This is a genomic window from Mesorhizobium delmotii (genome assembly GCF_900149755.1).
GTDB classification, from domain to species: domain Bacteria; phylum Pseudomonadota; class Alphaproteobacteria; order Rhizobiales; family Rhizobiaceae; genus Mesorhizobium; species Mesorhizobium delmotii.
In genome coordinates, this window is sequence record NZ_FUIG01000013.1 from 587,391 (window position 1) to 611,976 (window position 24,586).

Here is a 24,586-nt window from a genome sequence, read left to right on the forward strand (position 1 = left end):
CCTTGCTCGCCCATGCAAGCTGTTCATGCAACGATGCCGTTGTCAAAAGCCTGGGCAGATCGCGCCGACGCATTACTTGCAGATCCTCTGGCGGTGATCCTGGCGCTTTCTCCAGGAATATCCGGACCTTCTGTCGCCAGATCTTCTGTCGCCAGATCTTCTGTCGCTTGTCGGCCTCGCCGTCATTGGCGGCTCGGGCCTCGAGGGTGCGCGAGGAGGTGAGGCGCGGCACCGTGCGCTGGACCCGTTCTCACGGACCCGGCTTTGAGTTGGCCCGTTGCCGGTTGCGCGGCGACCGCCACCGCTGATATGCGGGCGCTGCGGATCCGCAATTGGATGGATGCATCCTTGGAACAATGACCAGAAAACCCTTGCCGCAGTTTCCGGTCTCCGCCGTGCTGCCGGCGCTCAGTGAAGCGCTCGGTCATGGCAACAGCGCCGTGCTGGTGGCGCCGCCCGGCGCCGGCAAGACGACGCTGGTGCCGCTGGCGCTGCTCGATGCAGCATGGCTCGGCACGGGAAAGATCATTCTGCTGGAGCCGCGCCGGCTGGCTGCCCGCGCCGCCGCCCGCCGCATGGCCGAACTGTTCGGCGAGGAACCTGGCGAGACGGTCGGCTATGCCATGCGCATGGAAAACCGCACTTCTGCGAGGACAAGGATCCTCGTCGTCACAGAAGGCGTGCTGTCGCGGATGATCCTCGACGATCCGGAGCTGCCCGGTGTCTCGGCTGTTTTCTTCGACGAGTTCCACGAGCGCTCGCTCGACGGTGATTTTGGTCTGGCGCTGGCGCTTGACGTGCAAGGTGCGCTGAGGCCCGAACTGCGATTGCTGGTCATGTCGGCGACGCTCGATGGCGCGCGCGTCGCGCGGCTGCTTTCCGGCGCCACGGTGATCGAGAGCGAGGGCCGCGCCTTTCCCGTCGACATCCGCTACGACGAGCGGCCGGCCGGCGTCGCCATCGAGGACGCCATGGCCAAGGCGATCCGCGCCGCCCTTGCCGATGAACCCGGCAGCGTGCTCGCCTTCCTGCCCGGCCAGCGCGAGATCGAGCGCACCGCCGAGCGGCTGCAAGGCCGCGTCAGTGCCGACACCGACATCGTGCCGCTCTACGGCATGCTCGACAACAAGGCACAGGACGCCGCGATCAGGCCAGCGCCGTCCGGCCGCCGCAAGGTGGTGCTGGCGACGTCGATCGCCGAAACTTCGATCACCATCGACGGCGTGCGCGTCGTCATCGATTCCGGCCTGTCGCGCCTGCCGCGCTACGAACCGGCCAGCGGCCTGACGCGGCTGGAGACGGTGCGGGTTAGCAGAGCCTCCGCTGACCAGCGCGCCGGCCGCGCCGGCCGCACGCAGCCGGGCGTTGCCATTCGGCTATGGCGGGCCGAGCAGACGGCGGCACTTCCCGCCTTCATCCCGCCGGAAATCCTCGAGGCTGACCTTTCCGGGCTTCTGCTCGACTGCGCCGCCTTTGGTGTCGCCGACCCGGTGAGCCTTTCGTTCCTTGATCCGCCACCGGCCCCGGCGCTCAACGAGGCAAGGGCGCTGCTGCGTGCGCTCGACGCCATCGACGAGGCAGGGCGCCTGACGGAATCGGGTGCTGCGATGCGCAGGCTGGCACTGCCGGTGCGGCTCGCTCACATGGTCGCCGAGGCGGCAAAAACCGGCCAGGCGTTCGAGGCGGCCATGCTCGCCGTGCTGCTCACCGAGCGTGGCCTTGGCGGCGAAGGCGCCGACCTCGAACGGCGGCTGATGCGGTTCCGATCCGAAAGATCGCCGCGCGCCACGGCTGCGCGGCAGCTCGCCGAGCGGCTGGCGAAACAGGCTTCACCCTCCCCGTTGAGGGGAGGGTCGGCGAGCGAGCCGAGCGCAGCGAAGCGAGGGGGACTGGGTGGGGTCGCCAATGGCGTGCCCGACCCGACCCGACCCCGCTCCGCTTCGCGGATCGACGTGCCGGGGCGAGCCACGGGTCTCGCCCGTCCTTCGGACCCCCTCGAGGGGGAGGGTAGGGCCGGCGCTCTCCTCATCCATGCCTGGCCGGACCGCGTTGCCAAGGCGCGCGGCGAACGCGGCCGTTTCGTGCTGGCCAACGGTTCGGGCGCCATGCTCGACACCGTCGATCCGCTGGCGGGCGCGGCCTGGCTCGTCGTCGCCGATCTGCAGGGCAAGGCGCAGAACGCCCGCATCACGGCAGCGGCGGCGATAGACGAGGCCGACATCCGAGCCGCGCTTGCGCAAAAAATCGAGACAAGCCGCGAAACCGGTTTCGACCGCGACCGGCGCGCGGTGCGTGTGCGTGAAACCGTTCGCCTCGGCGCTATCACCCTGTCCGAACGCATGCTGCCGGCGCCGGCCGGCGTCGACGCGGATCGCGCCATCCTTGACGCCTTGCGTGAACACGGCCTGTCGCTTTTGCCGTGGGGCAAGGAGGCCGAAACGTTGCGCCAACGGCTCGGCTGGCTGCATCGCGGCCTCGGCGCGCCCTGGCCCGATGTTTCCGACGCGGCGCTCGTCGACCGCCTCGACGATTGGCTGCTGCCCTTCCTCTCCGGCGCAGCGTCCTTTGCCGCGATCGATCCGGGCGTGCTCTCGGCCGGCCTAATGGCATTGGTGCCGCACGATCTCCAGCGCAGGATCGAGGCACTGGCGCCGACCCATTTCGACGCTCCGTCGGGCAGCCGCGTGCCGATCCGCTATGACGGTGAATGGCCGGTGCTGGCGATCCGCGTCCAGGAGCTGTTTGGTCTCGACCGGCATCCCGCAATCGCCAACGGCACCGTACCGCTGACGCTCGAGCTTTTGTCGCCGGCGCACCGGCCGATCCAGACGACCCGCGACCTGCCCGGGTTCTGGCGCGGCTCCTGGGCCGATGTGCGGGCCGACATGCGTGGCCGCTACCCCCGGCACGTCTGGCCGGAGAACCCGCTTCTCGCCACCGCCACCAGTCGCGCCAAACCCCGGGGGACCTAGCCTTTATCCTTTTCCGGCTATAATCCTTGACCATGATAAACATCTTGCGGGCACCCGACTTCCAGCAAAGCCAGCGGCTGCGCCTCAACACGCTGATCAGGCTGCGCTGGCTTGCCATCGTCGGCCAGAGCCTGGCGGTTATCGTCGTTGCCTATGGGCTGAAGTTCCCGCTGCCCGTCAGTTCCTGCTTCGCGCTGATCGCCTGTTCGGCCTGGATGAACCTGTTGCTGACCTTCCGTTATCCGGCGGCGCATCGGCTGACCCCGCTGCCGGCTTTCGCCATCCTGACCATCGACAGCCTGCAGCTTGCCGGCCTGCTCTACCTGACCGGCGGCCTCACCAATCCGTTTTCAGTGCTGGTGACCGTGCCCGTGGTCATCTCGGCGACGTCGCTGCCACTGCGCCTGACCGCCATCCTCGGCGCGCTGGTGATGGTGGCGGCGAGCCTGCTGGTCTTCTTCCATCTGCCGCTGCCCTGGTACGAGGGCGCGCCGCTGGAGATGCCGTTCATCTATGTCGCCGGCATGTGGATGGCGGTGTTTTCCTCGATCGCCTTCACCGCGATCTATGCCTTCCGCGTGGCCGAGGAAGCCCGGCTGCTCGCCAACGCGCTTGCCGCCACCGAGCTGGTGCTGCAGCGCGAGCAGCATTTGTCGGCGCTGGACGGCCTTGCCGCCGCCGCCGCGCATGAGCTCGGCACACCGCTTGCCACCATCACGCTCGTCGCCAAGGAGATGGAGAAGGCGCTCCGCAACGATCCGAAATACGGCGAGGACGTGACGCTGCTGCGCTCGCAGAGCGAGCGTTGCCGCGAAATCCTCAAGCGCCTGACCAGCCTGTCTTCCGAGGGCGAGGCGCATCTCTCCCGCATGCCGCTAACTTCGCTGGTCGAGGAGATGACGGCCCCGCACCGCGATTTCGGCATCTCGATCAAGCTTCGCCCCGGCGAGCGCGTCGGCCCCGAACCGGTCGGGCGGCGCAATCCCGGCGTCATCTACGGCCTCGGCAATCTGGTCGAAAATGCCGTCGATTTTGCCCGCAAGACCGTCACTGTGCGCTGGAGCTGGAACGAGGGCACGGTCACCTTCTCGATCATCGACGACGGGCCGGGCTTTCCTCCCGAAATCATCGACCGCATCGGCGAACCCTATATGTCGACGCGCCAGGGCACCGAGGCCGGCGGCGGCCTGGGACTGGGGCTGTTCATCGCCAAGACCTTGCTTGAACGCTCGGGGGCTACGCTCGATTTCCGCAATTCAAACGAACCGGGCGAGGGCGCCGTCGTGCAGATATCGTGGCCGCGCAGCGTCTTCCTCAATCCTGAATCGGCTTCGGCCACCATGTTTGACACGGCTTGAATTGGACAATAGCGCTCCAAAACTATATTTGCGTAAAAATCAGGCAGCAGGAACTTCAAGACGATGAACGGCGACGAACCGATTGGCGCAATGGTTGAAGGCGAGGACACCTCGCTGTTGATCGTCGACGACGACAAACCGTTCCTCACGCGCCTGGCCCGCGCCATGGAAGCCAGGGGCTTCGTGGTCGAGACGGCCGAGAGCGTCGAGGAGGCGGTGGCCAAGGCGCGCGCCAATCCGCCCGCCTACGCCGTGGTCGACATGCGGCTCGCCGACGGCAACGGCCTCGACGTCGTCGCCGCCATCCGCGAGAAGCGCGACGACGCCCGCGCCATCATCCTCACCGGCTACGGCAACATCGCCACCGCGGTGACGGCGGTGAAGCTGGGAGCCATTGACTATCTGTCGAAGCCGGCCGATGCCGACGACATTTTCGCGGCCCTTACCCGCACGGCGGGTGAACGCGCCGCACCGCCCGAAAATCCGATGTCGGCCGACCGCGTGCGCTGGGAGCACATCCAGCGCGTCTACGAAATGTGCGACCGCAACGTCTCCGAGACCGCGCGCCGGCTTAACATGCATCGCCGCACGCTGCAGCGGATTCTTGCCAAGCGCGCGCCGCGCTGACGCCTGACCGAGCCGAAGGTTCGTGTCGGCGAATGGCGGAATCGGTTGTCGCTGGCGATTAAGCGCAAAAGCAAAGTGCTACAGCGTCCTTTGCCCGCCCTAAAGGATACGCGGCACTGTAGAGACTTGCCCTGCCATTGGTGTTTGCGCATCATCGCACGAGGCGACACCGGCCCTGCCGGCCGATAGGACGGAGACGACATGCAGGACCAGAAGCCGCGGCCGATCTCCATTTTTCGCGAATTCCTAGCCAGCGAGGCGGCAGGCGGCATCGTCCTGATGGCAGCCGCGGCATTGGCCCTGGTCGTGGCCAATTCGCCGCTGGCCGAAACCTATTTCGATGCCCTTCACGCCTATCTGGGACCACTCAGCGTATCGCACTGGATCAATGACGGCCTGATGGCCGTGTTCTTCCTGCTGGTCGGCCTGGAGATCAAGCGCGAGATGCTGGACGGCCAGCTCTCGACCTGGCCACGCCGCGCCCTGCCCGGCATCGCCGCTGCCGGTGGCATGCTGGTGCCAGCACTTGTCTATGTCGCCATCAACCGCGACAACCCAGCCGCTCTGTCCGGCTGGGCGATCCCGACCGCCACCGACATCGCGTTTGCGCTTGGCGTGCTGTCGCTGCTCGGCAGCCGCGTGCCGGGGTCGCTGAAGGTATTCCTCACCGCGCTCGCCATCATCGACGATCTTGGCGCCGTGATCATCATCGCGGTGTTCTACACGAGCGGCCTGTTGCTCGCCTATCTCGGCGCTGCCTTCGCCGTCATCGCTCTGCTCGTCGTTCTCAACCGCATGAACGTGCTGACGCTGCTGCCCTATCTGTTGCTTGGTGTCGTGCTGTGGGTGCTGGTGCTGAAATCGGGCGTCCATGCCACGCTCGCCGGCGTGGCGCTGGCCCTGACCATACCTTTGAAAGTCTCCCCGGGCGTCGGACAAGATCTCGAACATTCGCCGCTGCACCGGCTTGAGCACGGCCTGCACAGAATAGTGCCCTTCGTCGTCATCCCGATCTTCGGCTTCGCCAATGCCGGCGTCTCGCTCGCCGGCCTGAGCGCAGCCACCCTGGTCGAGCCGCTGACGCTGGGCGTCGCCGCCGGCCTCGTCGCCGGCAAGCTGGTCGGCGTATTCGGTTCTTCCGCGATTGCCATCCGGCTCGGCTTCGCCGACCTGCCGGTCAATGCCGGCTGGCTGCACATGATCGGCATTTCGCTGCTCTGCGGCATCGGCTTCACCATGAGCCTGTTCATCGGCCTGCTCGCCTTCGCCAGCAACGTCGAGCTGCAGGACGCGGTCAAGGTCGGCATCCTGGCCGGATCGCTCATCGCGGCACTGCTTGGCGCCGCCGTGCTGCTGATCGCGCCGGCGGCGGGCGAGGCGGAAGCGGACTAGACCGGCGGCAGGCCGAAGGCTGCAAACAGTTCGGGCCCGAGCGGCGGCACATAGATCGTCAGGGAAACGATTTTGCCGTCGGCGGGCTCAATGACATGCAGCGAGTGGGGTCGCCATACACGGTCACGATGGTCCAGTGCATAGACCCCGACAGCGGGCTGGCCGTTGGCTCGGGTGGCCACCGTGCGATAGCCGGCAAAATTGCCCCACACGGTCTCGATGAAATCGCGGATCGCCTTGCGCCCTTGGTACCATTCCCGCCATGGCGGCATGTGGTAGGTGGCGTCCTCCCTCAAGAGTTCGATGAAGCCGTCGAGGTTGGCGGTCTGCCAGGCACGCATGTAGCGTTCGAGCAGCAGGCCCTCCTCCGGACTGGACCGTGACCGCTGCACGGGGCGTCCCTGAGGGTATCGCTCGCCAAGCGTTGCGCGGGCCCGCTGCAAGGCGCTGTTGATCGAAGCGGCCGATCCACCCAGCAATTGCGCCGTCTCGACCGCAGACCACCCCAGCACGTCGCAAAGCAACAGGGCGGCCCGCTGCCTGGGCGGCAGAAGCTGGATCGCCGCGACGAAGGCAAGTTGCACCGCTTCACGGGTCTCGTAGCGCGCTTCCGGGCCGGGCTCGCCGTCAACGAGGTCCGGAAGCTCGGCGTCCGGATAGGGCTCCAGCCAGGTGAGCTCGGCAGGCCCGCCGACGGCCCGCCCGTTGGAGGGCGGCCGTTCGGGTTGCTGGAGAATGCGATGCGCCGTCGACCTCGCCTTGATGGCGTTGAGGCAGCTATTGGTGGCGATTGTGAAGAGCCAGCCGCGAACCGAGCCTCGTCCGTCGAACTGCGACCGTGCGCGCCACGCCCGCAGGAAAGTGTCCTGCACGAGGTCGTCCGCCTCGTGCAACGAGCCCATCATCCGGTAGCAGTGGAGCTTGAGCTCGCGGCGATGAGCCACTGTCAAGCGCTCGAAGGCCAGCCGATCGAGGACCGGCAGGCCCAATGGCTCAACAGGGCCAGGAGCGTCTGTCATAGGAAGCCCGCGGTGCTGAAGTCGGCTGGCATCCTGCGCGCCTCATGCCGCCGCCGCAAGTCCGCTGCCGCTCACCACGAAGGAGCAGCCCTGCGCCTGGCCGGTGGCGAGCGCGACTACAGCCCGTGCGACATCGGCCGGCGTCTGCATGTCGGTCATGCCCGCCAGGAAGTCCGCCGGGCTAATGCCCATATAGGCCGAAATGCCGTCGATGCCGCGATCGCCGACGCCGGTGCCCGGCATGATGCGCGCCGGCGAAAGCGCCATGAAACGCAGGCCGAAACCAAGTCGGTCCGATTCCTTCTGGCTATGACCGGCGAGGAACAGCTGCATGCGTTTTGCGCCGGCATAGCCGCCAGAGTTCGGCGGCCCGCCGCTGAATGCCGCGCCGCTGGAGATCAGAACCACCCGGCTCCCCGGCTTGAGCCGACCCTGGAGTACCGCCTTGCAGAACAGGAACGATGCCTTGACGTCCATTTCCCAGTTTGCCGAGAAGTCCTCCCAGCTCTGTTCCTGGACGGGCGCGGACGGAGCGAGGGCGCCGGCGCAGATCACCAGGACGTCTGGTTCAAGCGCGGCGAAAACCGCATCGGGTGCGGTCTCTTTGGTGGCGTCGACCGCCAGCGTCTTCACACCTGATGTCTCCCGGGAGAGCTGTTTCAGGGCTTCTGTGCCACGAGCAACTGCAAGCACTGTTGCCCCTTCGCCAAGCGCGGCTTCCACGATCGAGCGGCCGACACCCCGGCTTCCTCCGATGACGACGACATTCTGACCTTGTAACGATCCCATGGATCACCTCTCTTTCCGCCACCGGACCATTCCAGCGCCTATTGATCAGGACAACGCAGGCAGGCGGAAATCATCGGTGCAAGATCAAAAATCATCTCGAGGGGATCCGCAGGCCCGCAGAAAGGCACGGTCCGATGCCAACGCTGGGTGGCGACGTGCGAGGCTTGTCGCCGACCGGCGCACTCCTATTCGCTCTCGCCCTCCAGCGCCGGCACCGCCACACCGGCGAGTTCCGCCGCGAGCAGCCGCGATGCACCCGCTCGCGCGATCCTCAGCATCAGCGCCTTGCGCGTTGCCGCCGCCAAGCGGTGCTCGGGCGCATCGCGCAGGATTTCGGCGCCGTAGCCGTCGGAGAGGATAAAGCCGCATTCCTGCGGAAAGATCTCCGAGGGCACGCCGGGATGCGTGGCGAAGAAGAAGCGGTCGGAGTGCAGCCGGTAATCCGGCCATTTGCGGTCGACTCTGAAATCCTCAATCGAGGATTTGATCTCGATGATCCAGATGTCACCCTGGCGGGTCAGCGCGACGAGGTCGGCACGGCGCCCGGTCGCCAGCGACAGCTCGGGCAGCACATGCGCGCCCATCTCCTTGAGCAGCCGCTGCACGCCGCGCCTGACCAGCATAGCGCGTTCCGACTGGCGGCCGTCGATGAGAGGGTTGAGAGGAATCGGTGAGATGATTGGCATGGCGGCATCATGCCAGACTTTGTTCACGGTTTGCACCGCCTTTTTGATGCACCCAAGGCGCGCATGCGTGTGTGGATTTTTACGTGAAATCTCGGTTGGTTCCCAAACGGACGCCGCACGTTTTCCACACATTAGGAATATGAGATACTGTGCGAATGCGGGTGACTCTAAGGAGTTTGGATGATGAACGCGGACGAGATGCAGGCGATAGCCGACACCCTGATGCGGGTCGTGACGCCTGACATGGCACCCAAGCAATTGATCAAAGCGGCCAGGAAGGAACACCCGAACGCGTCAAAGAAGGACATCGCCCGTGCGGCGTTCTTCTCGATTATCGCCAACGCCGAAGAAGACCACGGCAAGGCAAGGAACCTACAGGCATTCGCCATAGCCGAGCGTGTCGACGGCACCTCTTGATCGGCACTGTAGCTTCATCAAGCATTGACCCTGCCGCCAATAGCGATTTGCATAGACGAACCAACCTGGAAAACGGCTGGCGTTCGGGGGCTCGCCACGGCATGTCGATTCAATGAATAAACGTCGTGGCCTTGGTGCATTTGCAGTTGGAGCTGGTGTTGGTTCGCTTGGCGGGTTGATCGGCCTTGGCGGTGCAGAGTTTCGTCTGCCGTTCCTGATCGGTCTGTTTCGATTTGCCGCCCTTGAAGCCGTAATCTTGAACAAGGCCGCCAGCTTGGTTGTCGTCGCTACGGCGCTGCCATTCCGGGCCAGCGCGGTGCCGCTAGCCTCGGTAGCCGCACAATGGCCGATCATACTCAATCTCTTGGCTGGCAGCCTTCTAGGCGCTTGGTTTGGGGCAGGATGGGCAACGCGCCTCCAGTCCGCAACGCTCTACAAGGTGATTGCCGCGCTGCTGATCCTTATCGCGATTGTCCTGGTTTTGGGCCATGATCCTGGTGCTGCAGGATTGCAATTTGTCACCGGAGCCGCATTGATCGTTGCCGGGATCATTGCAGGGTTTGCCATCGGCATCGTGGCATCCCTGCTCGGCGTGGCAGGCGGTGAACTGCTCATCCCGACACTTGTCCTTCTGTTCGGTGCCGACATCAAGCTGGCGGGCTCTTTATCGCTGGCGGTAAGCCTGCCGACGATGCTGGTCGGCTTCACGCGCTACAGCCGCGACCAAAGCTTTTCGGTCATCGGCAGGAACAGGGCGTTCTTGCTGGCCATGGCTGCCGGATCGATTGTCGGGACATGTATCGGTGGGCAGTTGCTTGGAGTGGTCCCCGAGCAAATCCTGCTCCCGCTGCTGGCGGCAATTCTGGTGATCTCGGCCTGCAAGGTCTGGCGGCAAGAATAGCACCACCGCAGCTAGCGCTTGGTCTCGTCGCGCTGACGGCGCACCGGCTCATCCATCTGCGGCGATTATCCCTTAGACGGGTCAGGCCCTTTCGTCCGCGTCCGCCATCTCGATCGCAACCGGCACGCCTTGGCGCAGCGAGTTGCTGACCGCGGTAATCGCCTTGGCCTTGTCGATGATCTTCCGAGGATCGGAACCGTCCAGTGCCTCGCAGGAAACCGTCATGGTTGCCGAGGTTGCCAGCAAAGGCTTGCCTTCGAGGTTTACTGTAACGCTGACAGTGATTTTTCCGAGTTCAACCTCCATTTCCTCAGCGACATAGCGAAGATCGTTGCAGAAGCATCCTCCAATCGCCAGCGCCAGCAACTGGGCGCCATTGAAGCCGAGCCCCAATCCTCCGGCCCTGGCTTCAGGCCGGTCGACGACGATCGTGTGCCCGCCGCCCCAGCCCATGGCCGCCTGAGTGCCTTCGACAGTGCGCAGTTCGACGGTTGTTGAAATCACCGATGCCCTCCTCGCGAAACTTCAAAGACGTCATCGACGCCGCGCAACTTTCACACCTGTGCGGATACGACTTTGTCCGGCGACAAGGCAACGCCAGCCATATCGTCCAGGATCGGGCAGTCCGGTCTGTCGTCGCCGTGGCAGGCATGGATCAGCTTCTGCAGGGTCGAGCGCATCGACTGCAGCTCGCGCACCTTCTCCTCGATTGCACTCACATGCGCGGCGGCGATCTCGCGCACGTCATGGCTGGCGCGGCTGCGGTCCTGGTAGAGCGCCATCAGCTGGCGGCAGTCGTCGATGGAAAAGCCGAGATTGCGCGCGCGGCGCAGAAAAGTCAGCCGGTGAATGTCGTCGCCCGAGTAGTCGCGGTAGCCATTGCCGGCGCGCTGCGGTCGGATCAGGCCGATCTCCTCATAGTAGCGAATGGTCTTGGCCGGCAGGCCGGAACGGCGGGCGGCATCTCCGACATTCATGACAGCTCCTCGACTTCTGGCGGCCTGGCAGCCGCCCCATTGAATTTCCTACATAATCTTATGGAAGCCGTTGCCGGAAAGCCACAGTTGCGGACTTACCGGCATGTAAGCCCCTGGATATAGGCATCGCGCGCTTGGCAAGCAAAGCGAATGCCAGCATGAATGATGGCGACAAAGCGGCCGTCTCGAGCCGCTCTATTTCGGGCGGGGCATCGGACCTTTTCATGCGCATGAAGTCATTCGCAATCGTCGCTGCATTTGCGCTGTCGACGGCTATTGCTGGTTGCAGCACCATCGGCTCGCAGATCTTCACCAACAACTATGGCCCGATGACCGATGCGGGCTATCAATTGCCGCGCATTCCGATCGAAAAGGTGCCGTTCAAGTACCGCCGGCAGGTCGTTAGCTACGACACCGATGAGAAGCCGGGCACCATCGTCGTCGATACGCAGAACAAGTTTCTCTACTACGTCATGGGTGGCGGCGAGGCGATGCGTTACGGTATCGGCGTCGGCCGCGAGGGTTTTGAATGGCGCGGCACCGCCCGTATCGCGGCGAAGCGCGAATGGCCGACCTGGACGCCGCCTTCGGCGATGATCAGGCGCCAGCCGGAGCTCGCCAAGTTTGCCGGCGGCATGGAGCCGGGATTGACGAACCCACTCGGCGCGCGCGCCCTGTATCTGTTCAACAAGGGCGGCGATTCGGGCTACCGCCTGCATGGCAGCCCGGAGTGGAACTCGATCGGCAAGGCGATGTCGTCGGGCTGCATCCGGCTGATGAACCAGGACATCATCGATCTTTACGACCGCACCTCCGTCGGCGCCAAGGTCATCGTCCTGTAAGAACTTTCATATGCGGACCGTCTAGGCAACAACAGACGTCCAGAACAGAAAACCGGGCACTTTGGCCCGGTTTTTTGTTTTGTTATCGCGTGAAGGTGAATTAGCGTATTTTTGAGCGGAGTCTCTAAGAGACTTGCTCGACCTGCTGAACCTCGGGCACAAAATGCCGGAGCAGGTTCTGGATGCCGTGCTTCAGCGTCGCCGTCGACGATGGGCAGCCGGCGCAGGCGCCCTTCATGTGCAGGAACACAGTGCCGTTCTCGAAGCCGCGGAAGGTGATGTCGCCACCGTCCTGGGCGACGGCCGGGCGCACCCGCGTGTCGAGCAGTTCCTTGATGGTGATGACCAGTTCCTCGTCGGCCTTGTCGTAGAATTCGCCGGTCTGGCTGGTCTCGGCGGCGGGGCCGGCCTTGGCCATCACCGGCGCGCCGGACATGAAATGTTCCATGATGGCGCCGAGGATCGCCGGCTTCAGATGCTGCCAATCGGGGCCGTCCTTGGTCACGGTGACGAAATCATAGCCGAAGAAGACGCCGGTGACGCCGGGGATCTCGAACAGCCGGCCGGCCAGCGGCGAAGCCGTAGCGGCGCTGTCGGCATCGCGGAAATCGGCGGTGCCTTCGACAAGCACTTCCTTGCCGGGCAGGAACTTCAATGTTGCCGGATTTGGCGTCGATTCGGTCTGGATGAACATGGATGTCTCCGTGCCCATTCGGGCAGATAGTTTGGAATAATTCTAAATAGGCCTTATCGGCAGGACATTCAAGCGAAAGGCTTCGCCGGAAAGGCTGGGTGGGAGAATGTTTTTGCGGTCTTCTGCAACATACTTTGAGGTGTGTTGAGATTCAGGTCAGGCCGAGCCGAAAAATGACGGTTTCCGAGAACCGGAGCGGAGCGTACTTTTGGGTACGTGAGCACCGGAAGCGCAGGAAGCCGCCGTTCGCAGGCCGGCCTCACCTGAATATCAGCACACCTTAGGCCAGGCTGTCGATTTCTTCGTCCGACAGGTTCTGCGGCACCACCGTCACCGGGATCGGGAAGGCGGCGCCCTTGCCGGCAACCGCACCGACCAGCGGCCCCGGCCCCTCCTTGCCGGCGCCGGCCGCCAGCACGAGGATGGCGATATCCTGGTCTTCCTCGATCAATTTGTGGATCTCTTCCGTCGGCTTGCCCTCGCGCACCACCAGTTCCGGCTCGATGCCGAGTTTCTGGCGCACCTTGTTGGCGTACGCATCAAGCGCCGCCCGCGCGGTGGCGGTGGCCTCCTCGCGCATGATCTTCTCGACACCCAGCCAATGCTGGAAATCGTCAGGCTCGATCACATAGAGCAGCACCAGCACGCCGTTGGTGCTCTGCGCGCGTTTCGAGGCGTAGACGACGGCCCGCTCGCATTCGGGCGTGTCGTCGATGATCGCCAGGAACTTGCGGCGATGGCCGGCTTCTCGGCTGAGGCGTTTGGAGACCATATTCACCCTGTTCGATGGTTTCGGTCGCAATCTGCCACCGCCACAGCCCGGCCGCAAGCGACCGGCGGATGTAGCGATGTCGGGTGCGTTGGAACGTCCTTGCGCGTCCAAATGGACGCGCGGCGCTTAAAGGTTCAGCTTTGCAGCAGGCCGATGATATCGCGCACGGTCTTCATCGTCGTCTCGGCCAAGGCGCCGGCCCGCTCGCCGCCATCCCTGAGCACCGCGTCGACATAGGCACGGTCGTCGGAAATGCGGCGCATTTCGCCGGCGACCGGCGCCAGCTTTTCCACGGCGAGGTCGGCCAACGCCGGCTTGAACACCGAAAATTGCTGGCCGCCGAACTCTTTCAGCACCGCCTCCTTCGATATCTCGGCGAGACCTGCATAGATGCCGACGAGGTTTTCGGCTTCGGGCCGGCTGGCCAGGCCGTCCAATTCCCCGGGCAGCGCCTCGGGGTCGGTCTTGGCCTTGCGGATCTTCTTGGAGATGGTGTCGGCATCGTCGGTCAGATTGATGCGCGACAGGTCCGACGGATCCGACTTCGACATCTTCTTCGAGCCGTCGCGCAGCGACATGATGCGCGCCGCCGGTCCGCCGATGATCGGTTCGGTCAGCGGGAAATAGCCGTTGACCCTCTCCTCGCCGACCTTCATCTCGACGCCGACGCCAAGGCCGGCGATGCGGTCCGAAAAGTCGTTGTTGAATTTTTGCGCGATGTCGCGTGTCAGCTCCAGATGCTGCTTCTGGTCATCGCCGACCGGCACATGGGTGGCGCGATAGACGAGAATGTCGGCCGCCATCAGGCTCGGATAAGCGAGCAGCCCAAGCGAGGCGTTCTCGCGATCCTTGCCGGCCTTGTCCTTGAACTGCGTCATCCGGTTCATCCAGCCGATGCGGGCGACGCAGTTGAAGATCCAGGCGAGCTCGGCGTGCTGCATGACCCGCGACTGGTTGAAGACGATGTGCTTCTTCGGGTCGATGCCGGAGGCGAGGAACGCCGCGGTGATCGAGCGCGTCTGGTCCCTGAGATCGTCATGGACGAGCTGCGCGGTCAGCGAATGCAGGTCGACGACGCAATAGATGCAATCGGAGGTGTCCTGCAGGGCGACGAATTTCTTGATGGCGCCGAGATAGTTGCCGAGATGCAGATTGCCGGTCGGCTGGACGCCGGAAAAGACGAGTGGCTTGAAGGCAGGCTGATTGAGGGCAGGCTGATTGAAGGCGGGCTGATTGGAGTCAGGCATGGGATTTTCCTGGCTTGTGGAGGGCCGTTTCGCGCGCGGCGAAAGTCTTTCGACGGCGCGCTTATGGACGAGAGCGGGGAGCGGATCAAGAGGCTGTTGGATGGGCGGCGCAGCGCCTGGCCTCGGCCTGAGTAAGACGCCGCAAGAGGGAGGATAGCGCCGACTAGAACAAAAGCCCGCCTTGCGGGGTCGTCGGCGCAAATCGGCACCGTGACGAGGTTGAAAGCATAACTGCCGGCACAAAGCGAGAACAAAATTGGCTTAGCGCCGAGGCAATGGCTTCCGTTTCGCCCGGCGTTGACGAGGCCATGTAGATAGCTACATAATGTCACCTACACCAAGAGGCAAAACCGATGACGATCAATATCAACAACAAGGAGGCGGACAATCTGACGCGTGCTTTCGCCAAGCTCGAGGGCGTCGGCATCACCGAGGCGATTGTGATCGCCATGCGTGAAGCTTTGGAGCGCCGGCGCAACCGCGAGACGCCTCTCCAAACCGCCGCCCGCCTTCGCGCGGAAATCGGAATCAAGCTGAACGACAAGGCGCGCAGGCCACTCCCTCGCTCGGTCTTCGATGAAATGTCCGGGGAGAGCTGATGTTCATCGATGCGGCCGCGATAATCGCCATCCTGAGCGATGAGAACGAAGCTGAACGCTGCTCCGACGCCGTGGTTACAGCTGCAGAACGGTTCACGTCGGCGATAGCCGTATGGGAAGCGGCGGTGGCTCTTGCGCGCCTGGACAAGTTCGCGATTTCCGTCGACGACAGCAGGCGTCTGGTCATCGCATTCCTGGAGCAACGAGATATCGCGGTTCGTGACCTGCCCGATCCGTCAGCCGCAGTCTCGCTGTCGTTGGATGCAGCCATGCGATTTCGATCCGGGCCAAATCGCCTCACCCTCGCGGATTGCTTTCACTACGCTTGCGCGCGCCACTACGCCGTTCCGATGCTTTCGACGGCGGACGAGTTCCGGTTTACGGATCTGGAGACTATTCCCTAGTCGAAGGGGAGCCCTTCCGCCTGATATTTCGCCGGATCATGCCGAAATCGGCGCCGCCGGTGGCGAAGGCGGTGATGAAATAAAGCAACGCCCCGCCGGCTACCAGCGCGAGAAGCGTCGTAGCCTTGATGACCAGCGGTGAGGCCGAGGCAAGTTGGACGGCAAACCAGTGCTCGGCAGCATAGAGCGCCGCCCCCATCACCGCCGCCGACAGCACCAGCCGTGGGATGCGTCTCATGAGCGGTACGTCGCGGCCCCAATGGCCGCGCCGGATCAGCACGCCGAGCAGCATCAGGGCATTCACCCAGCCGGCGACAGCCGAGGCGACGGCGATGCCCGGCGCGCCCATCGACGGAAACAGCGTCAGCGCGGTGGTGATGTTCACGGCCACCGAGATGGCGGCGAAGATCATCGGCGTGCGCGTGTCCTCGCGGGCGAAATAGCCGGGGGTGAACGCCTTGATCAGCACAAAGGCCGGCAAACCCAAGCCGAAGATCGCCAGGATCGCCGCCACGATCGGCGTCGAGTTGTTGGCGGCAAATGCCCCGCGTTCGTAGACCAGCCCCACGATCGGCTCCGACATGACCAGCAGTGCCGCCGCCGCCGGCAAGGTCAGGAACAAGGTGAACTCCACCGACCGGTTCTGCAGATTGGCCGCCTCGATCAGATTGCCTGATTTCAGCGCCCGCGACAGTTCGGGCAGAAGCACGATGGCGACGGCAACGCCGACGACGCCGAGCGGCAGCTGGTAGATGCGATCGGCATAGGCGAGCGACGACACCGCACTGTCCTGCGCCGAGGCGATCGCGGTGCCGATCAGCTGGTTGATCTGGGTGATGCCGCCGGTGATTGCCGCTGGCAGCGCCAGAATCAGCAGCCGCTTGACATTGGGCGTCATCTTTGGCCGGCGAAAGCCGATCGAGATGCCGGCATGGCGCACCGCCACCCAGACGATCGCCAACTGGACCAGCCCCGCCGCCAGCACGCCCCAAGCCAATGCGAAGCCGACGGTGCGCGCGTCCGATCCCTTGTGCCAGGCGTAGGCGAGCACGCCGATCAGGATGATGTTGAGAAATACCGGTGCCACCGCGGCGGCGAAATAGCGGCGCAGCGAATTCAGCATGCCGGCCATCATGGCGCCGAGCGACATGCAGATCAGGTAGGGAAACATGATGGTCGCAAGCCGGACCGTCATCTCGAACTTTCCCGGCGTGTCGGCAAAGCCCGGCGCCACCAGATAGCGCACGATCAGCGGCATCGCCAGTTCCATGGCTATGGTCAGCGCCAGCAGCGCCGTGAACAGCACCCCGAACACCTCTTCCGAAAAGCGCTTGGCGCCATCGGTGCCGTGGGTCTCGATCTCCTTGGCGAAGAGCGGCACGAAGGCGGCATTGAACGCGCCTTCGGCAAACAGCCGGCGAAAGGTGTTGGGGAACTGGAAGGCGGCGTTGAAGGCGTCGGCGATTGGCCCGGTGCCGAGTGCGGCCGCCATCAGCATCTCACGGCCGAAGCCGAGCGCGCGGCTCATCAGCGTGCCGGAAGCGACCGTCGCGAATTTCTTGACAAGGCTCATGTGTGTGCAGATTGCCTGGGTGATCGGGAAAAATCGAGGACGGCGTTCACTCGGCGGCGGCCTTGGCCTTGCCGCCGCGCTCGGGCACGGCGCCTTCGAGGACCGAAATCAGCCTGTTTTGGATGGCGGCCATGCGCGTCGGGCTGTCGATCTTCTGGCCGGTGAGATCGGTGACATAGAAGGTATCGATGACCTTTTCGCCGAAAGTGGTGATGTGTGCCGAGGCGATGTCGAGCGACAGGTCGGACAGCGCCCCGGTGATCTCGGACAGCAGGCCCGGCCGATCCAGCCCCTCGACCTCGATCACCGAGAACCGGTTCGACAGGGTGTTGCGGATTTCAGCGCGCGGCTGGATGCGGAAGACCTTGGCGCCACGCCGCGGTTTGGTCCGCTTTTCGATCATCTCCGGCAGCCAGCTCTTGCCCGACAGCACGTCCTCGATCAGCCGGCCGACGCGCTCGGCGCGGCGGCGCTCGTCCTCGTCGCGGTCGAATTCCCTCGAGATCAGGATGGTGTCCAGCGCGCGGCCGTCGGAGGTGGTGAAGATCTGCGCGTCGACGATGTTGCCGCCGGCCGCCACACAGGCGCCGGCAATGACCGATAGCAGGCGCGGATGGTCCTGCGCCAGCACGGTAATCTCGGTCACCGCCTCGAACTGGTGGGTCTTGATCATGGTGGCGAGCTTCTTGCCCGCCCCATCCGCCTCGCGGATGAATTCGGCGTGGCGAAGCTGGTCGGCGAGATCGACCGTCAGCAGATAATTCTCGTAGTGCTTGGCGACATAGCGCTTGCGCGCCTTTTCCGGCCAATCGGCGAGCGCCTCGGCCAGCTTTTCGCGGGCAGCCGCGGTGCGCATCGCACGCGACACTTCCGAAAACCCACCGGTCAATAGCAATTCGGTCTCGTAGTAGAGCGTGCGCAGCAACTGACCCTTCCAGCCGTTCCAGACGCCGGGCCCGACGCCTCTGATATCGCAGACGGTTAGGACGAGCAGCAGCTTCAACCGTTCGACCGACTGCACGGTCGCGGCAAAATCCTCGATCGTCTTGCGGTCGTTGAGATCGCGAGTTTGCGCCGTCATCGACATGATCAGATGGTTCTCGACCAGCCAGGCGACTGTTTCGGTATCGGCCGCCGACAGCCCCATATGCGGGCAGGTGCGCCGCGCGATCCGGGCGCCCGCTTCGGAATGGTCCTCGGGCCGGCCCTTGGCGATATCGTGCAACAGCACCGCGACATAGAGCGCCTCGCGGCTTTTCTTCAGCCCCGGCATCAGCGAGTGGGCAAGCGGGTGGATCTTTTCACCGTCGCCGCGCTCGATCTCGGCCAGCACGCCGATGCAGCGGATCAGGTGCTCGTCCACCGTATAGTGGTGGTACATCGAGAACTGCATCATGGCGACGATCTTGCCGAAATCCGGGATCAGCTTTGCCAGCAGTCCCGCCTCGTTCATACGCCTGAGATTGAGTTCGGCATTGCGGTCCGACGTCAATATGTCGAGGAACAGCCGGTTGGCTTCCTCGTCGCGCCTGAGCGCCTTGCCGACGAGGCCGAGCGAACGGGTCAGCAGCTTCAGCGCATCGGGGTGAAATTCCAACCCGTGCTTGTCGGCAAACCAGAACAGCCTCAAGAGATTGACCGGATCGCGCTCGAACACCAGGTCGTCGGCGATGTTGATGCGATGGTTGTCGATAATGAAATCAGACGTGCCGGCAAGCTTGCGCTTGCGTCGCGAGAAGGTAAGAAAGATGCGGTTGAAGCCCGGCACTTGCTTGGCCTGCTCTTCCTCGAGCGCAGCGCAGAAGATGCGGGTGAGATCCCCGACATCCTTGGCGACGAGGAAATAGTGCTTCATGAAGCGTTCGACCGCCGACAGGCCCGGATGTGTGGTGTAGCCCAGCCGTTCGGCGATCTCGCGCTGGATGTCGAAATGCAGCCGTTCCTCGGCCTTGCCGGTGAGGAAATGCATGTGGCAGCGCACCGCCCACAGGAAGTCCTCGGCCTTCTGGAATTCCCGGTATTCGGTGCCGGTGAAGACGCCCTTGTCGACCAGTTCCTCGCCGGTGCGCACCCGGTAGAAATACTTGCCGATCCAGAACAGCGTCTGCAGGTCGCGCAGGCCGCCCTTGCCGTCCTTGACGTTGGGTTCGACCAGATAGCGGCTTTCGCCGGCTTTGGCGTGGCGTTCGTCGCGTTCGGCAAGCTTGGCCTGCACATATTCGGGACCGGTCGTGCGCACCACCTCGCGGTCGAAACGCTGCAGGAGTTCGTCGTAAAGCTTCTGCTCGCCCCACAGGAAACGCGCTTCCAGGATCGAGGTGCGGATGGTGATGTCGGTGCGCGACAGCCGCAGGCATTCGTCGATGTTGCGGGTGGCGTGACCGACCTTCAGCCCCAGATCCCACAGTATGTAGAGCATGTATTCGACGATCTGCTCGCCCCATGGCGTCTGCTTGTAGGGCAGCAGGAATAGGAGATCGATATCGGATCCCGGCGCCAGCGTGCCGCGGCCATAGCCGCCGACCGAGACGATGGCCATACGTTCGGCCGATGACGGGTTTTTGACGCGATAGACATGGGTGGCGGCGAAATCGTAGAGCGCGCGGATGATTTCGTCCATGAGATGCGACAGCCGGGCGGCGCAGGCGGTGCCGCTGCCATCGTCCATCAGCATGCGTTCGGCGACGGTGCGGCCGGCGGCCAGCCTGCCCTTGAGAAGCTGGAGAACACCGGCGCGCTCAGCCTTGCCGGAGCCGTCGCCTGCCGTGGCCGCGGTCAGCGCGGTCATCTCGCGGCGCAAGGCTTCGGCGTCGATCAGTTCGTCGAGCTTTAGAGAGATTCTTGCCATAAGTGCCGTTCGGCCTCGCCGTTTCGGCGGCGTCTATAGCGCGTTTTCGCGGCGCTGGGTATGGGGCGGACGGACACGCTCTCCACGGTAGTATAAGGCGATGATCGCCTCCTGCCGCCGCCGGCATCTTGTGTGTTTTGACCCATGCCGATTGCAACCCACCGGTCGCTCCGCTCCGAGTTGAGCAGGCTTGGCAATCCGATCGCCTTGTCGCCCAGGAACTGGTCCTGGACGCACAGCGCCGGAACAGGCTGATAGATGGTCTTGCTCGATGATGTTGCCAAGCCCAAAAGTGGCGGGCGTCGATGGCAGCAGTTGCGTGCGTTTTTTTCTCCCAGGCCGTCCGGCATGCATCGCGGCACCAAAGGGTCGAAATTGGCCCTTGACCTTCCAGTCACTGGAAGCACTACCTCCGTTTTCACGATCGAGACAGAGAGGCCTTTCCGCATGACGCATTCCGACCATAACCATCACGCCCATAGCGGCTGCTGCGCGGCAAAAGCTGTTCCGTCCGTCGCCGAAGCCGTCATTCGCGACCCGGTCTGCGGCATGACCGTCGATCCGGCCGCCGGCAAGCCGACAGCCGAGCATGGAGGCCATCGCTATCATTTCTGCAGCGAGCGCTGCCGTTCGAAATTCACGGCCGAGCCGGAAAACTACCTGACCGCCACCGACCCGGTCTGCGGCATGCGTGTCGACCGTGCCACCGCGAACCACTTTTCCCGGCATGAAGGCCAGGGCTTCTATTTCTGCTCGGCCGGTTGCAAGGTGAAATTCGAGGCGGAGCCGGCAAAGTATCTTGGCGACAAGCCAGAGCCGCAGCCGATGCCGAAAGGCACGCGATACACCTGCCCGATGCATCCGGAAATCGTCCGCGACAAGCCAGGCGCCTGCCCAATCTGCGGCATGGCCCTGGAACCGATGGGCGTGCCGACCGGCGAAGAGGGACCGAACCCGGAACTGGTCGACTTCACCAGGCGCTTCTGGGTGAGTGCCGTATTGTCCGTGCCATTGCTGATCTTCGCCATGGCGCCGATGCTCGGTGTGACGTTTAGCGCCTTCATCGAGGATTCGACGAAGATCTGGGTGGAATTGGCGCTGGCCAGCCCGGTTGTGCTGTGGGCGGCATTCCCCTTCTTCCATCGCGGCTGGGAGTCGGTTCTCAACCGCAGCCCCAACATGTGGACGCTGATTTCGCTCGGCGTTGGTGCGGCCTATCTCTACAGCGTCGTCGCCACGCTGTTCCCGGATATATTCCCGCACCAGTTCCGCGGTCATGAGGGCTCGGTGCCGGTCTATTTCGAGGCGGCCGCCGTCATCGTGGCGCTGGTTTTCCTCGGCCAGGTGCTGGAATTGCGCGCCCGTGAAAAAACCGGCTCGGCGATCCGCGCGCTGCTCGACCTTGCGCCGAAGACCGCGCGGCTGATCGGCGAGGACGGTTCCGAAAACGACGTGCCGCTCGACACGGTCAAGGCCGGCGATCGCCTGCGCATCCGCCCCGGCGACGCCGTGCCGGTCGACGGCATCGTGCTGGAAGGCCGCTCTTCCATCGACGAATCGATGCTGTCAGGCGAGCCTCTGCCGGTCGAAAAGACTGAAGGCGACCCGCTCACTGGCGGCACGCTCAACAAGAACGGTTCGCTGATCATGCGCGCCGAGAGGATCGGCGCCGAAACCACGCTGGCGCGGATCGTCGAGCTCGTCGCCAAGGCGCAGCGTTCGCGCGCACCGATCCAGGGCCTGGCCGACCGCGTTTCCTTCTATTTCGTTCCGGCCGTCGTCGTGGTTGCGATCGTTGCGTTCATCGCCTGGGCGATCTTCGGGCCGCAACCCAGCCTGATCTTTGCCATCGTCTCGGCGGTCTCGGTGCTGATCATCGCCTGTCCCTGCGCGCTGGGCCTTGCCACGCCGATGTCGATCATGACCGCCACAGGGCGCGGCGCGCATGCCGGCGTGCTGATCAAGGACGCCGAGGCGCTCGAACGCTTTGCCTCGGTCGACACGCTGATTGTCGACAAGACCGGCACCTTGACCGAAGGCCGGCCGAGAGTGACCGACGTCGTTGCAGCCGAGGGCATGACGCAAGATGATCTGCTGGCCCTTGCCGCCGGCCTCGAAAAAGGCTCGGAGCATCCGCTGGCCGAGGCGATCGTCGAAGGTGCCCGTGAACGCGGGGTAAAGATACCCGACGCCGGCGGTTTCGAGGCGGTCACCGGCAAGGGCGTTTCCGGCACGGTGTCGGGAAAGAAGGTCGCGCTCGGCAACGCTGCGATGATGGCCGATCTCGGCATCGATATCGCATCCATCTCCACCAGCGCCGAGACGCTGCAGGCCGAGGGCAAGACTGCGATGTTCGTCGCCGTCGGCAACAAACTGGCCGGCATCGTCGCCGTCGCCGACCCGATCAAGGCGACGACATCCGAGGCGATCAAGGCGCTGCACGACCGCGGCTTGAAGATCATCATGGCGACCGGTGATAACGAACGCACGGCGAAAGCCATCGCAAGCAAACTCGGCATCGACGAGGTGCGTGCCGGCCTGCTGCCGGAACAGAAGAGCGCGCTGGTCGAGGAGTTGCGCGCCAGGGGCGCCGGCGTCGCCATGGCCGGCGACGGCGTCAACGACGCGCCGGCGCTGGCCGCCGCCGATGTCGGCATCGCTATGGGCACCGGCGCCGATGTAGCGGTCGAAAGCGCTGGGATCACGCTGGTCAAGGGCGATCTCAACGGCATCGTCCGGGCCCGCACACTCGCCCAGGCAACGATCCGCAACATCCGCCAGAACCTGTTCTTCGCCTTCCTCTACAACGTGCTTGGCGTGCCGGTCGCCGCCGGCGTGCTCTATCCTCTCACCGGCACGCTGTTGTCGCCGATGCTGGCGGCGGCGGCGATGAGCCTGTCCTCGGTTTCTGTCATCTCCAACGCGTTGCGGCTCAGGACGTTGAAACTCTGAGCCAAGCCCCCAGATAGAAATTCGTTCAAAAAGGAGACACTGAATGACCTTGGCCAAGAAGATCGTGCTGCTGCTGATGGCGGCGGGAATGCTGCTTGCCGTTTTCCTCGAAAGCATTCCGTCGCAAGCCCAGGAGATGAAACACGACATGGGCGCGCCCGACATGGGGACTATGAGCGCGCAAGGCCCCTCGACCGACGGTTACAAGACGGCGATGGACAAGATGCACATCGCCATGATGGCGATAGAATATTCCGGCAATGCCGATGTCGATTTCGCCCGCGGCATGATCCCGCATCACCAGGCGGCCATCGACATGGCCAAGGTCGAGCTTGCAAATGGCAAGGATCCGGAAATGCGCAAATTGGCCGAAGAAGTGATCGCGGCGCAGGAAGCAGAGATCAAGCAGATGCAGGCCTGGCTCGCCACCCATCCGGTGAAGTAGACATCAGGCAGTTCGCGGGGAATCCAGGGAAGGACTTTTCATCTGGATTTCTCCGGAAGGGTGTGGTGCCATCCAGTCTCGACTGGAGCGCATCATGCCGTCAACGATAAGAACCACCACATTGCCCTCGGGCGAAGCCGTTCCCGTGCTCGGTCAGGGCACCTGGAAAATGGGCGAGGACGGCCGTCGCCATGCCGATGAGGTCAACGCGCTAAAGCTCGGGCTCGATCTCGGCATGGCGCTGATCGACACCGCCGAAATGTATGCCAGTGGCGGGGCCGAGGAGGTGGTGGCGGATGCCATTGCCGGGCGCCGCGACGAGGTGTTCCTGGTCTCCAAGGTGCTGCCGTCCAACGCCTCGCGCGCCGGCGTGCCGGCGGCCTGTGACAGAAGCCTCAGGCATCTGCGCACCGACCGGATCGATCTCTATCTGCTGCACTGGCCCGGCAGCGTGCCGCTGGCGGAAACGGTCGAGGCCTTCGAGGCGTTGAAAAAGGCCGGCAAGATCCGCCACTGGGGTGTCAGCAATTTCGACACCCATGAGATGCAGGAACTGGTCAGCCTGCCGGCCGGCGACAGCGTCCAGACCAACCAGATCCTCTACAATCTGTCCCAGCGCGGCCCCGAATTCGACCTTGCGCCCTGGAACCGGCAGCGCGGCATTCCGCTGATGGCCTATTCGCCGGTCGATCAGGGCGTATTGGCGCGCAATACCAGGCTCGATGCCATCGCCGCCCGCCACAATGCGACGGCGGCTCAGCTGGCGCTGGCCTGGGTGATGGCACAGGACGGCGTCATCGCCATTCCAAAGGCCGGCAAACAAGAGCATGTCCGCCAGAATGTCGCTGCGCTTGACATCGAGCTTACGCGTGAGGATTTCGCCGAAATCGACCGCGCCTTCCCGCCGCCGAGGCGGAAGCAGGGCCTGCAGATGATTTGAGGATAGTAGCGGGGAAATAAAACTAAGGCCGCGTTCCTTCGCGCCCCCCTCTGTCCTGCCGGACATCTCCCCCACTTGGGGGGAGATTGGCAGCTTCGCAGACGGCATCTTTTCTCCAGCGTTGGAGATTGG

The 24,586-nt window shown here is 64.0% G+C and carries 22 protein-coding genes; 12 read left to right on the plus strand and 10 right to left on the minus strand.

The annotated features are described in order from the left end of the window. Positions 1-356 precede the first annotated feature (356 nt). The 4 genes from hrpB (at position 357) to nhaA (ending at position 6,349) form a co-directional block, all read left to right on the plus strand. Positions 357-2,972: an ATP-dependent helicase HrpB gene (gene hrpB / locus BQ8482_RS04320; protein WP_123146403.1), complete on the plus strand. Its 2,616-nt coding sequence runs from the start codon at positions 357-359 to the stop codon at positions 2,970-2,972. Positions 2,973-3,004: 32 nt separating this feature from the next. Continuing rightward, the gene (locus BQ8482_RS04325; protein ID WP_165848488.1) at positions 3,005-4,330 is read left to right on the plus strand and encodes an ActS/PrrB/RegB family redox-sensitive histidine kinase; all 1,326 of its coding nucleotides are present in this window, start codon (positions 3,005-3,007) and stop codon (positions 4,328-4,330) included. 63 nt (positions 4,331-4,393) lie between these two features. After that, positions 4,394-4,957: an ActR/PrrA/RegA family redox response regulator transcription factor gene (locus BQ8482_RS04330; protein WP_123146405.1), complete on the plus strand. Its 564-nt coding sequence runs from the start codon at positions 4,394-4,396 to the stop codon at positions 4,955-4,957. A 201-nt stretch (positions 4,958-5,158) separates the two neighbouring features. Next, positions 5,159-6,349, plus strand: coding sequence for a Na+/H+ antiporter NhaA (gene nhaA / locus BQ8482_RS04335; RefSeq protein WP_123146406.1), 1,191 nt, complete (start codon positions 5,159-5,161; stop codon positions 6,347-6,349). Here the strand turns inward: nhaA and BQ8482_RS04340 are convergent. From BQ8482_RS04340 to BQ8482_RS04350, 3 genes are all read right to left on the minus strand, one after another. After that, a complete protein-coding gene (locus BQ8482_RS04340) occupies positions 6,346-7,368 on the minus strand; it encodes an RNA polymerase subunit sigma-70 (RefSeq protein ID WP_123146407.1) in 1,023 nt (340 codons plus the stop codon). The genes nhaA and BQ8482_RS04340 overlap by 4 nt on opposite strands. Positions 7,369-7,410: 42 nt before the next feature. Next, entirely contained in the window at positions 7,411-8,157 is a 747-nt protein-coding gene (locus tag BQ8482_RS04345; RefSeq protein WP_123146408.1) for an SDR family NAD(P)-dependent oxidoreductase, read from the minus strand. Between the two features lie 185 nt (positions 8,158-8,342). After that, complete coding sequence (locus BQ8482_RS04350) at positions 8,343-8,843, minus strand: MmcB family DNA repair protein (RefSeq protein ID WP_123147372.1); 501 nt, start codon at positions 8,841-8,843, stop codon at positions 8,343-8,345. Positions 8,844-9,026: 183 nt separating this feature from the next. On the opposite strand from BQ8482_RS04350, the gene BQ8482_RS04355 reads away from it, so the two are divergent. Together BQ8482_RS04355 and BQ8482_RS04360 are read left to right on the plus strand one after the other, a co-directional pair. Beyond that, entirely contained in the window at positions 9,027-9,260 is a 234-nt protein-coding gene (locus BQ8482_RS04355; RefSeq protein ID WP_123147373.1) for a hypothetical protein, read from the plus strand. 112 nt (positions 9,261-9,372) lie between these two features. Then, positions 9,373-10,161, plus strand: coding sequence for a sulfite exporter TauE/SafE family protein (locus tag BQ8482_RS04360; protein WP_123146409.1), 789 nt, complete (start codon positions 9,373-9,375; stop codon positions 10,159-10,161). Between the two features lie 81 nt (positions 10,162-10,242). Here BQ8482_RS04360 and BQ8482_RS04365 read toward each other — a convergent pair whose 3' ends face one another. Then, complete coding sequence (locus tag BQ8482_RS04365) at positions 10,243-10,665, minus strand: OsmC family protein (protein ID WP_123146410.1); 423 nt, start codon at positions 10,663-10,665, stop codon at positions 10,243-10,245. Between the two features lie 50 nt (positions 10,666-10,715). After that, positions 10,716-11,138, minus strand: a complete 423-nt coding sequence (cueR, locus tag BQ8482_RS04370; RefSeq protein ID WP_123146411.1) for a Cu(I)-responsive transcriptional regulator — start codon at positions 11,136-11,138, stop codon at positions 10,716-10,718. A gap of 224 nt (positions 11,139-11,362) precedes the next feature. Here cueR and BQ8482_RS04375 point away from each other — a divergent pair, with 224 nt between their 5' ends. Next, the gene (locus BQ8482_RS04375; RefSeq protein WP_123147374.1) at positions 11,363-11,980 is read left to right on the plus strand and encodes a L,D-transpeptidase; all 618 of its coding nucleotides are present in this window, start codon (positions 11,363-11,365) and stop codon (positions 11,978-11,980) included. Positions 11,981-12,104: 124 nt separating this feature from the next. On the opposite strand, the gene BQ8482_RS04380 is transcribed toward BQ8482_RS04375, so the two are convergent. From BQ8482_RS04380 to trpS, 3 genes are all read right to left on the minus strand, one after another. Then, complete coding sequence (locus BQ8482_RS04380; RefSeq protein ID WP_095493837.1) at positions 12,105-12,674, minus strand: NifU family protein; 570 nt, start codon at positions 12,672-12,674, stop codon at positions 12,105-12,107. Positions 12,675-12,954: 280 nt separating this feature from the next. Beyond that, positions 12,955-13,446: a universal stress protein gene (locus BQ8482_RS04385; protein WP_095493836.1), complete on the minus strand. Its 492-nt coding sequence runs from the start codon at positions 13,444-13,446 to the stop codon at positions 12,955-12,957. A gap of 134 nt (positions 13,447-13,580) precedes the next feature. Beyond that, positions 13,581-14,693: a tryptophan--tRNA ligase gene (trpS, locus tag BQ8482_RS04390; protein ID WP_123146412.1), complete on the minus strand. Its 1,113-nt coding sequence runs from the start codon at positions 14,691-14,693 to the stop codon at positions 13,581-13,583. Between the two features lie 353 nt (positions 14,694-15,046). Between trpS and BQ8482_RS04395 the strand changes: the two genes are divergently transcribed. Then, complete coding sequence (locus BQ8482_RS04395; protein ID WP_123146413.1) at positions 15,047-15,292, plus strand: type II toxin-antitoxin system VapB family antitoxin; 246 nt, start codon at positions 15,047-15,049, stop codon at positions 15,290-15,292. After that, a complete protein-coding gene (locus BQ8482_RS04400) occupies positions 15,292-15,696 on the plus strand; it encodes a type II toxin-antitoxin system VapC family toxin (RefSeq protein ID WP_123146414.1) in 405 nt (134 codons plus the stop codon). The genes BQ8482_RS04395 and BQ8482_RS04400 overlap by 1 nt, the downstream gene beginning before the upstream one ends. Here the strand turns inward: BQ8482_RS04400 and murJ are convergent. Continuing rightward, entirely contained in the window at positions 15,686-17,269 is a 1,584-nt protein-coding gene (murJ, locus tag BQ8482_RS04405; protein WP_123146415.1) for a murein biosynthesis integral membrane protein MurJ, read from the minus strand. The genes BQ8482_RS04400 and murJ overlap by 11 nt on opposite strands. Before the next feature lie 46 nt (positions 17,270-17,315). Beyond that, positions 17,316-20,117 (minus strand): [protein-PII] uridylyltransferase, encoded by a 2,802-nt coding sequence (locus tag BQ8482_RS04410; RefSeq protein ID WP_123146416.1) that lies wholly within the window; start codon positions 20,115-20,117, stop codon positions 17,316-17,318. Positions 20,118-20,564: 447 nt separating this feature from the next. Here BQ8482_RS04410 and BQ8482_RS04420 point away from each other — a divergent pair, with 447 nt between their 5' ends. The 3 genes from BQ8482_RS04420 (at position 20,565) to BQ8482_RS04430 (ending at position 24,454) form a co-directional block, all read left to right on the plus strand. Next, positions 20,565-23,069 (plus strand): heavy metal translocating P-type ATPase, encoded by a 2,505-nt coding sequence (locus tag BQ8482_RS04420; RefSeq protein ID WP_123146417.1) that lies wholly within the window; start codon positions 20,565-20,567, stop codon positions 23,067-23,069. Positions 23,070-23,112: 43 nt separating this feature from the next. Then, positions 23,113-23,514 carry a CopM family metallochaperone gene (gene copM / locus BQ8482_RS04425; protein ID WP_123146418.1) on the plus strand — a complete coding sequence of 134 codons (402 nt, stop codon included), beginning with the start codon at positions 23,113-23,115 and terminating at the stop codon, positions 23,512-23,514. 94 nt (positions 23,515-23,608) lie between these two features. After that, entirely contained in the window at positions 23,609-24,454 is an 846-nt protein-coding gene (locus BQ8482_RS04430) for an aldo/keto reductase (protein ID WP_123146419.1), read from the plus strand. Positions 24,455-24,586: the final 132 nt, after the last annotated feature.

What these genes read in the sequence shown, in the direction of transcription:
- hrpB (WP_123146403.1), top strand. Translation starts at nt 357, where the DNA reads ATGACCAGAAAACCCTTGCCGCAGTTTCCGGTCTCCGCCGTGCTGCCG.
- BQ8482_RS04355 (WP_123147373.1), top strand. Translation starts at nt 9,027, where the DNA reads ATGAACGCGGACGAGATGCAGGCGATAGCCGACACCCTGATGCGGGTC.
- BQ8482_RS04400 (WP_123146414.1), top strand. Translation starts at nt 15,292, where the DNA reads ATGTTCATCGATGCGGCCGCGATAATCGCCATCCTGAGCGATGAGAAC.
- BQ8482_RS04375 (WP_123147374.1), top strand. Translation starts at nt 11,363, where the DNA reads ATGCGCATGAAGTCATTCGCAATCGTCGCTGCATTTGCGCTGTCGACG.
- BQ8482_RS04325 (WP_165848488.1), top strand. Translation starts at nt 3,005, where the DNA reads ATGATAAACATCTTGCGGGCACCCGACTTCCAGCAAAGCCAGCGGCTG.
- BQ8482_RS04420 (WP_123146417.1), top strand. Translation starts at nt 20,565, where the DNA reads ATGACGCATTCCGACCATAACCATCACGCCCATAGCGGCTGCTGCGCG.
- BQ8482_RS04360 (WP_123146409.1), top strand. Translation starts at nt 9,373, where the DNA reads ATGAATAAACGTCGTGGCCTTGGTGCATTTGCAGTTGGAGCTGGTGTT.
- BQ8482_RS04345 (WP_123146408.1), bottom strand. Translation starts at nt 8,157, where the DNA reads ATGGGATCGTTACAAGGTCAGAATGTCGTCGTCATCGGAGGAAGCCGG.
- BQ8482_RS04350 (WP_123147372.1), bottom strand. Translation starts at nt 8,843, where the DNA reads ATGCCAATCATCTCACCGATTCCTCTCAACCCTCTCATCGACGGCCGC.
- copM (WP_123146418.1), top strand. Translation starts at nt 23,113, where the DNA reads ATGACCTTGGCCAAGAAGATCGTGCTGCTGCTGATGGCGGCGGGAATG.
- BQ8482_RS04380 (WP_095493837.1), bottom strand. Translation starts at nt 12,674, where the DNA reads ATGTTCATCCAGACCGAATCGACGCCAAATCCGGCAACATTGAAGTTC.
- BQ8482_RS04410 (WP_123146416.1), bottom strand. Translation starts at nt 20,117, where the DNA reads ATGGCAAGAATCTCTCTAAAGCTCGACGAACTGATCGACGCCGAAGCC.
- BQ8482_RS04330 (WP_123146405.1), top strand. Translation starts at nt 4,394, where the DNA reads ATGAACGGCGACGAACCGATTGGCGCAATGGTTGAAGGCGAGGACACC.
- BQ8482_RS04340 (WP_123146407.1), bottom strand. Translation starts at nt 7,368, where the DNA reads ATGACAGACGCTCCTGGCCCTGTTGAGCCATTGGGCCTGCCGGTCCTC.
- BQ8482_RS04430 (WP_123146419.1), top strand. Translation starts at nt 23,609, where the DNA reads ATGCCGTCAACGATAAGAACCACCACATTGCCCTCGGGCGAAGCCGTT.
- cueR (WP_123146411.1), bottom strand. Translation starts at nt 11,138, where the DNA reads ATGAATGTCGGAGATGCCGCCCGCCGTTCCGGCCTGCCGGCCAAGACC.
- nhaA (WP_123146406.1), top strand. Translation starts at nt 5,159, where the DNA reads ATGCAGGACCAGAAGCCGCGGCCGATCTCCATTTTTCGCGAATTCCTA.
- BQ8482_RS04385 (WP_095493836.1), bottom strand. Translation starts at nt 13,446, where the DNA reads ATGGTCTCCAAACGCCTCAGCCGAGAAGCCGGCCATCGCCGCAAGTTC.
- murJ (WP_123146415.1), bottom strand. Translation starts at nt 17,269, where the DNA reads ATGAGCCTTGTCAAGAAATTCGCGACGGTCGCTTCCGGCACGCTGATG.
- BQ8482_RS04395 (WP_123146413.1), top strand. Translation starts at nt 15,047, where the DNA reads ATGACGATCAATATCAACAACAAGGAGGCGGACAATCTGACGCGTGCT.
- trpS (WP_123146412.1), bottom strand. Translation starts at nt 14,693, where the DNA reads ATGCCTGACTCCAATCAGCCCGCCTTCAATCAGCCTGCCCTCAATCAG.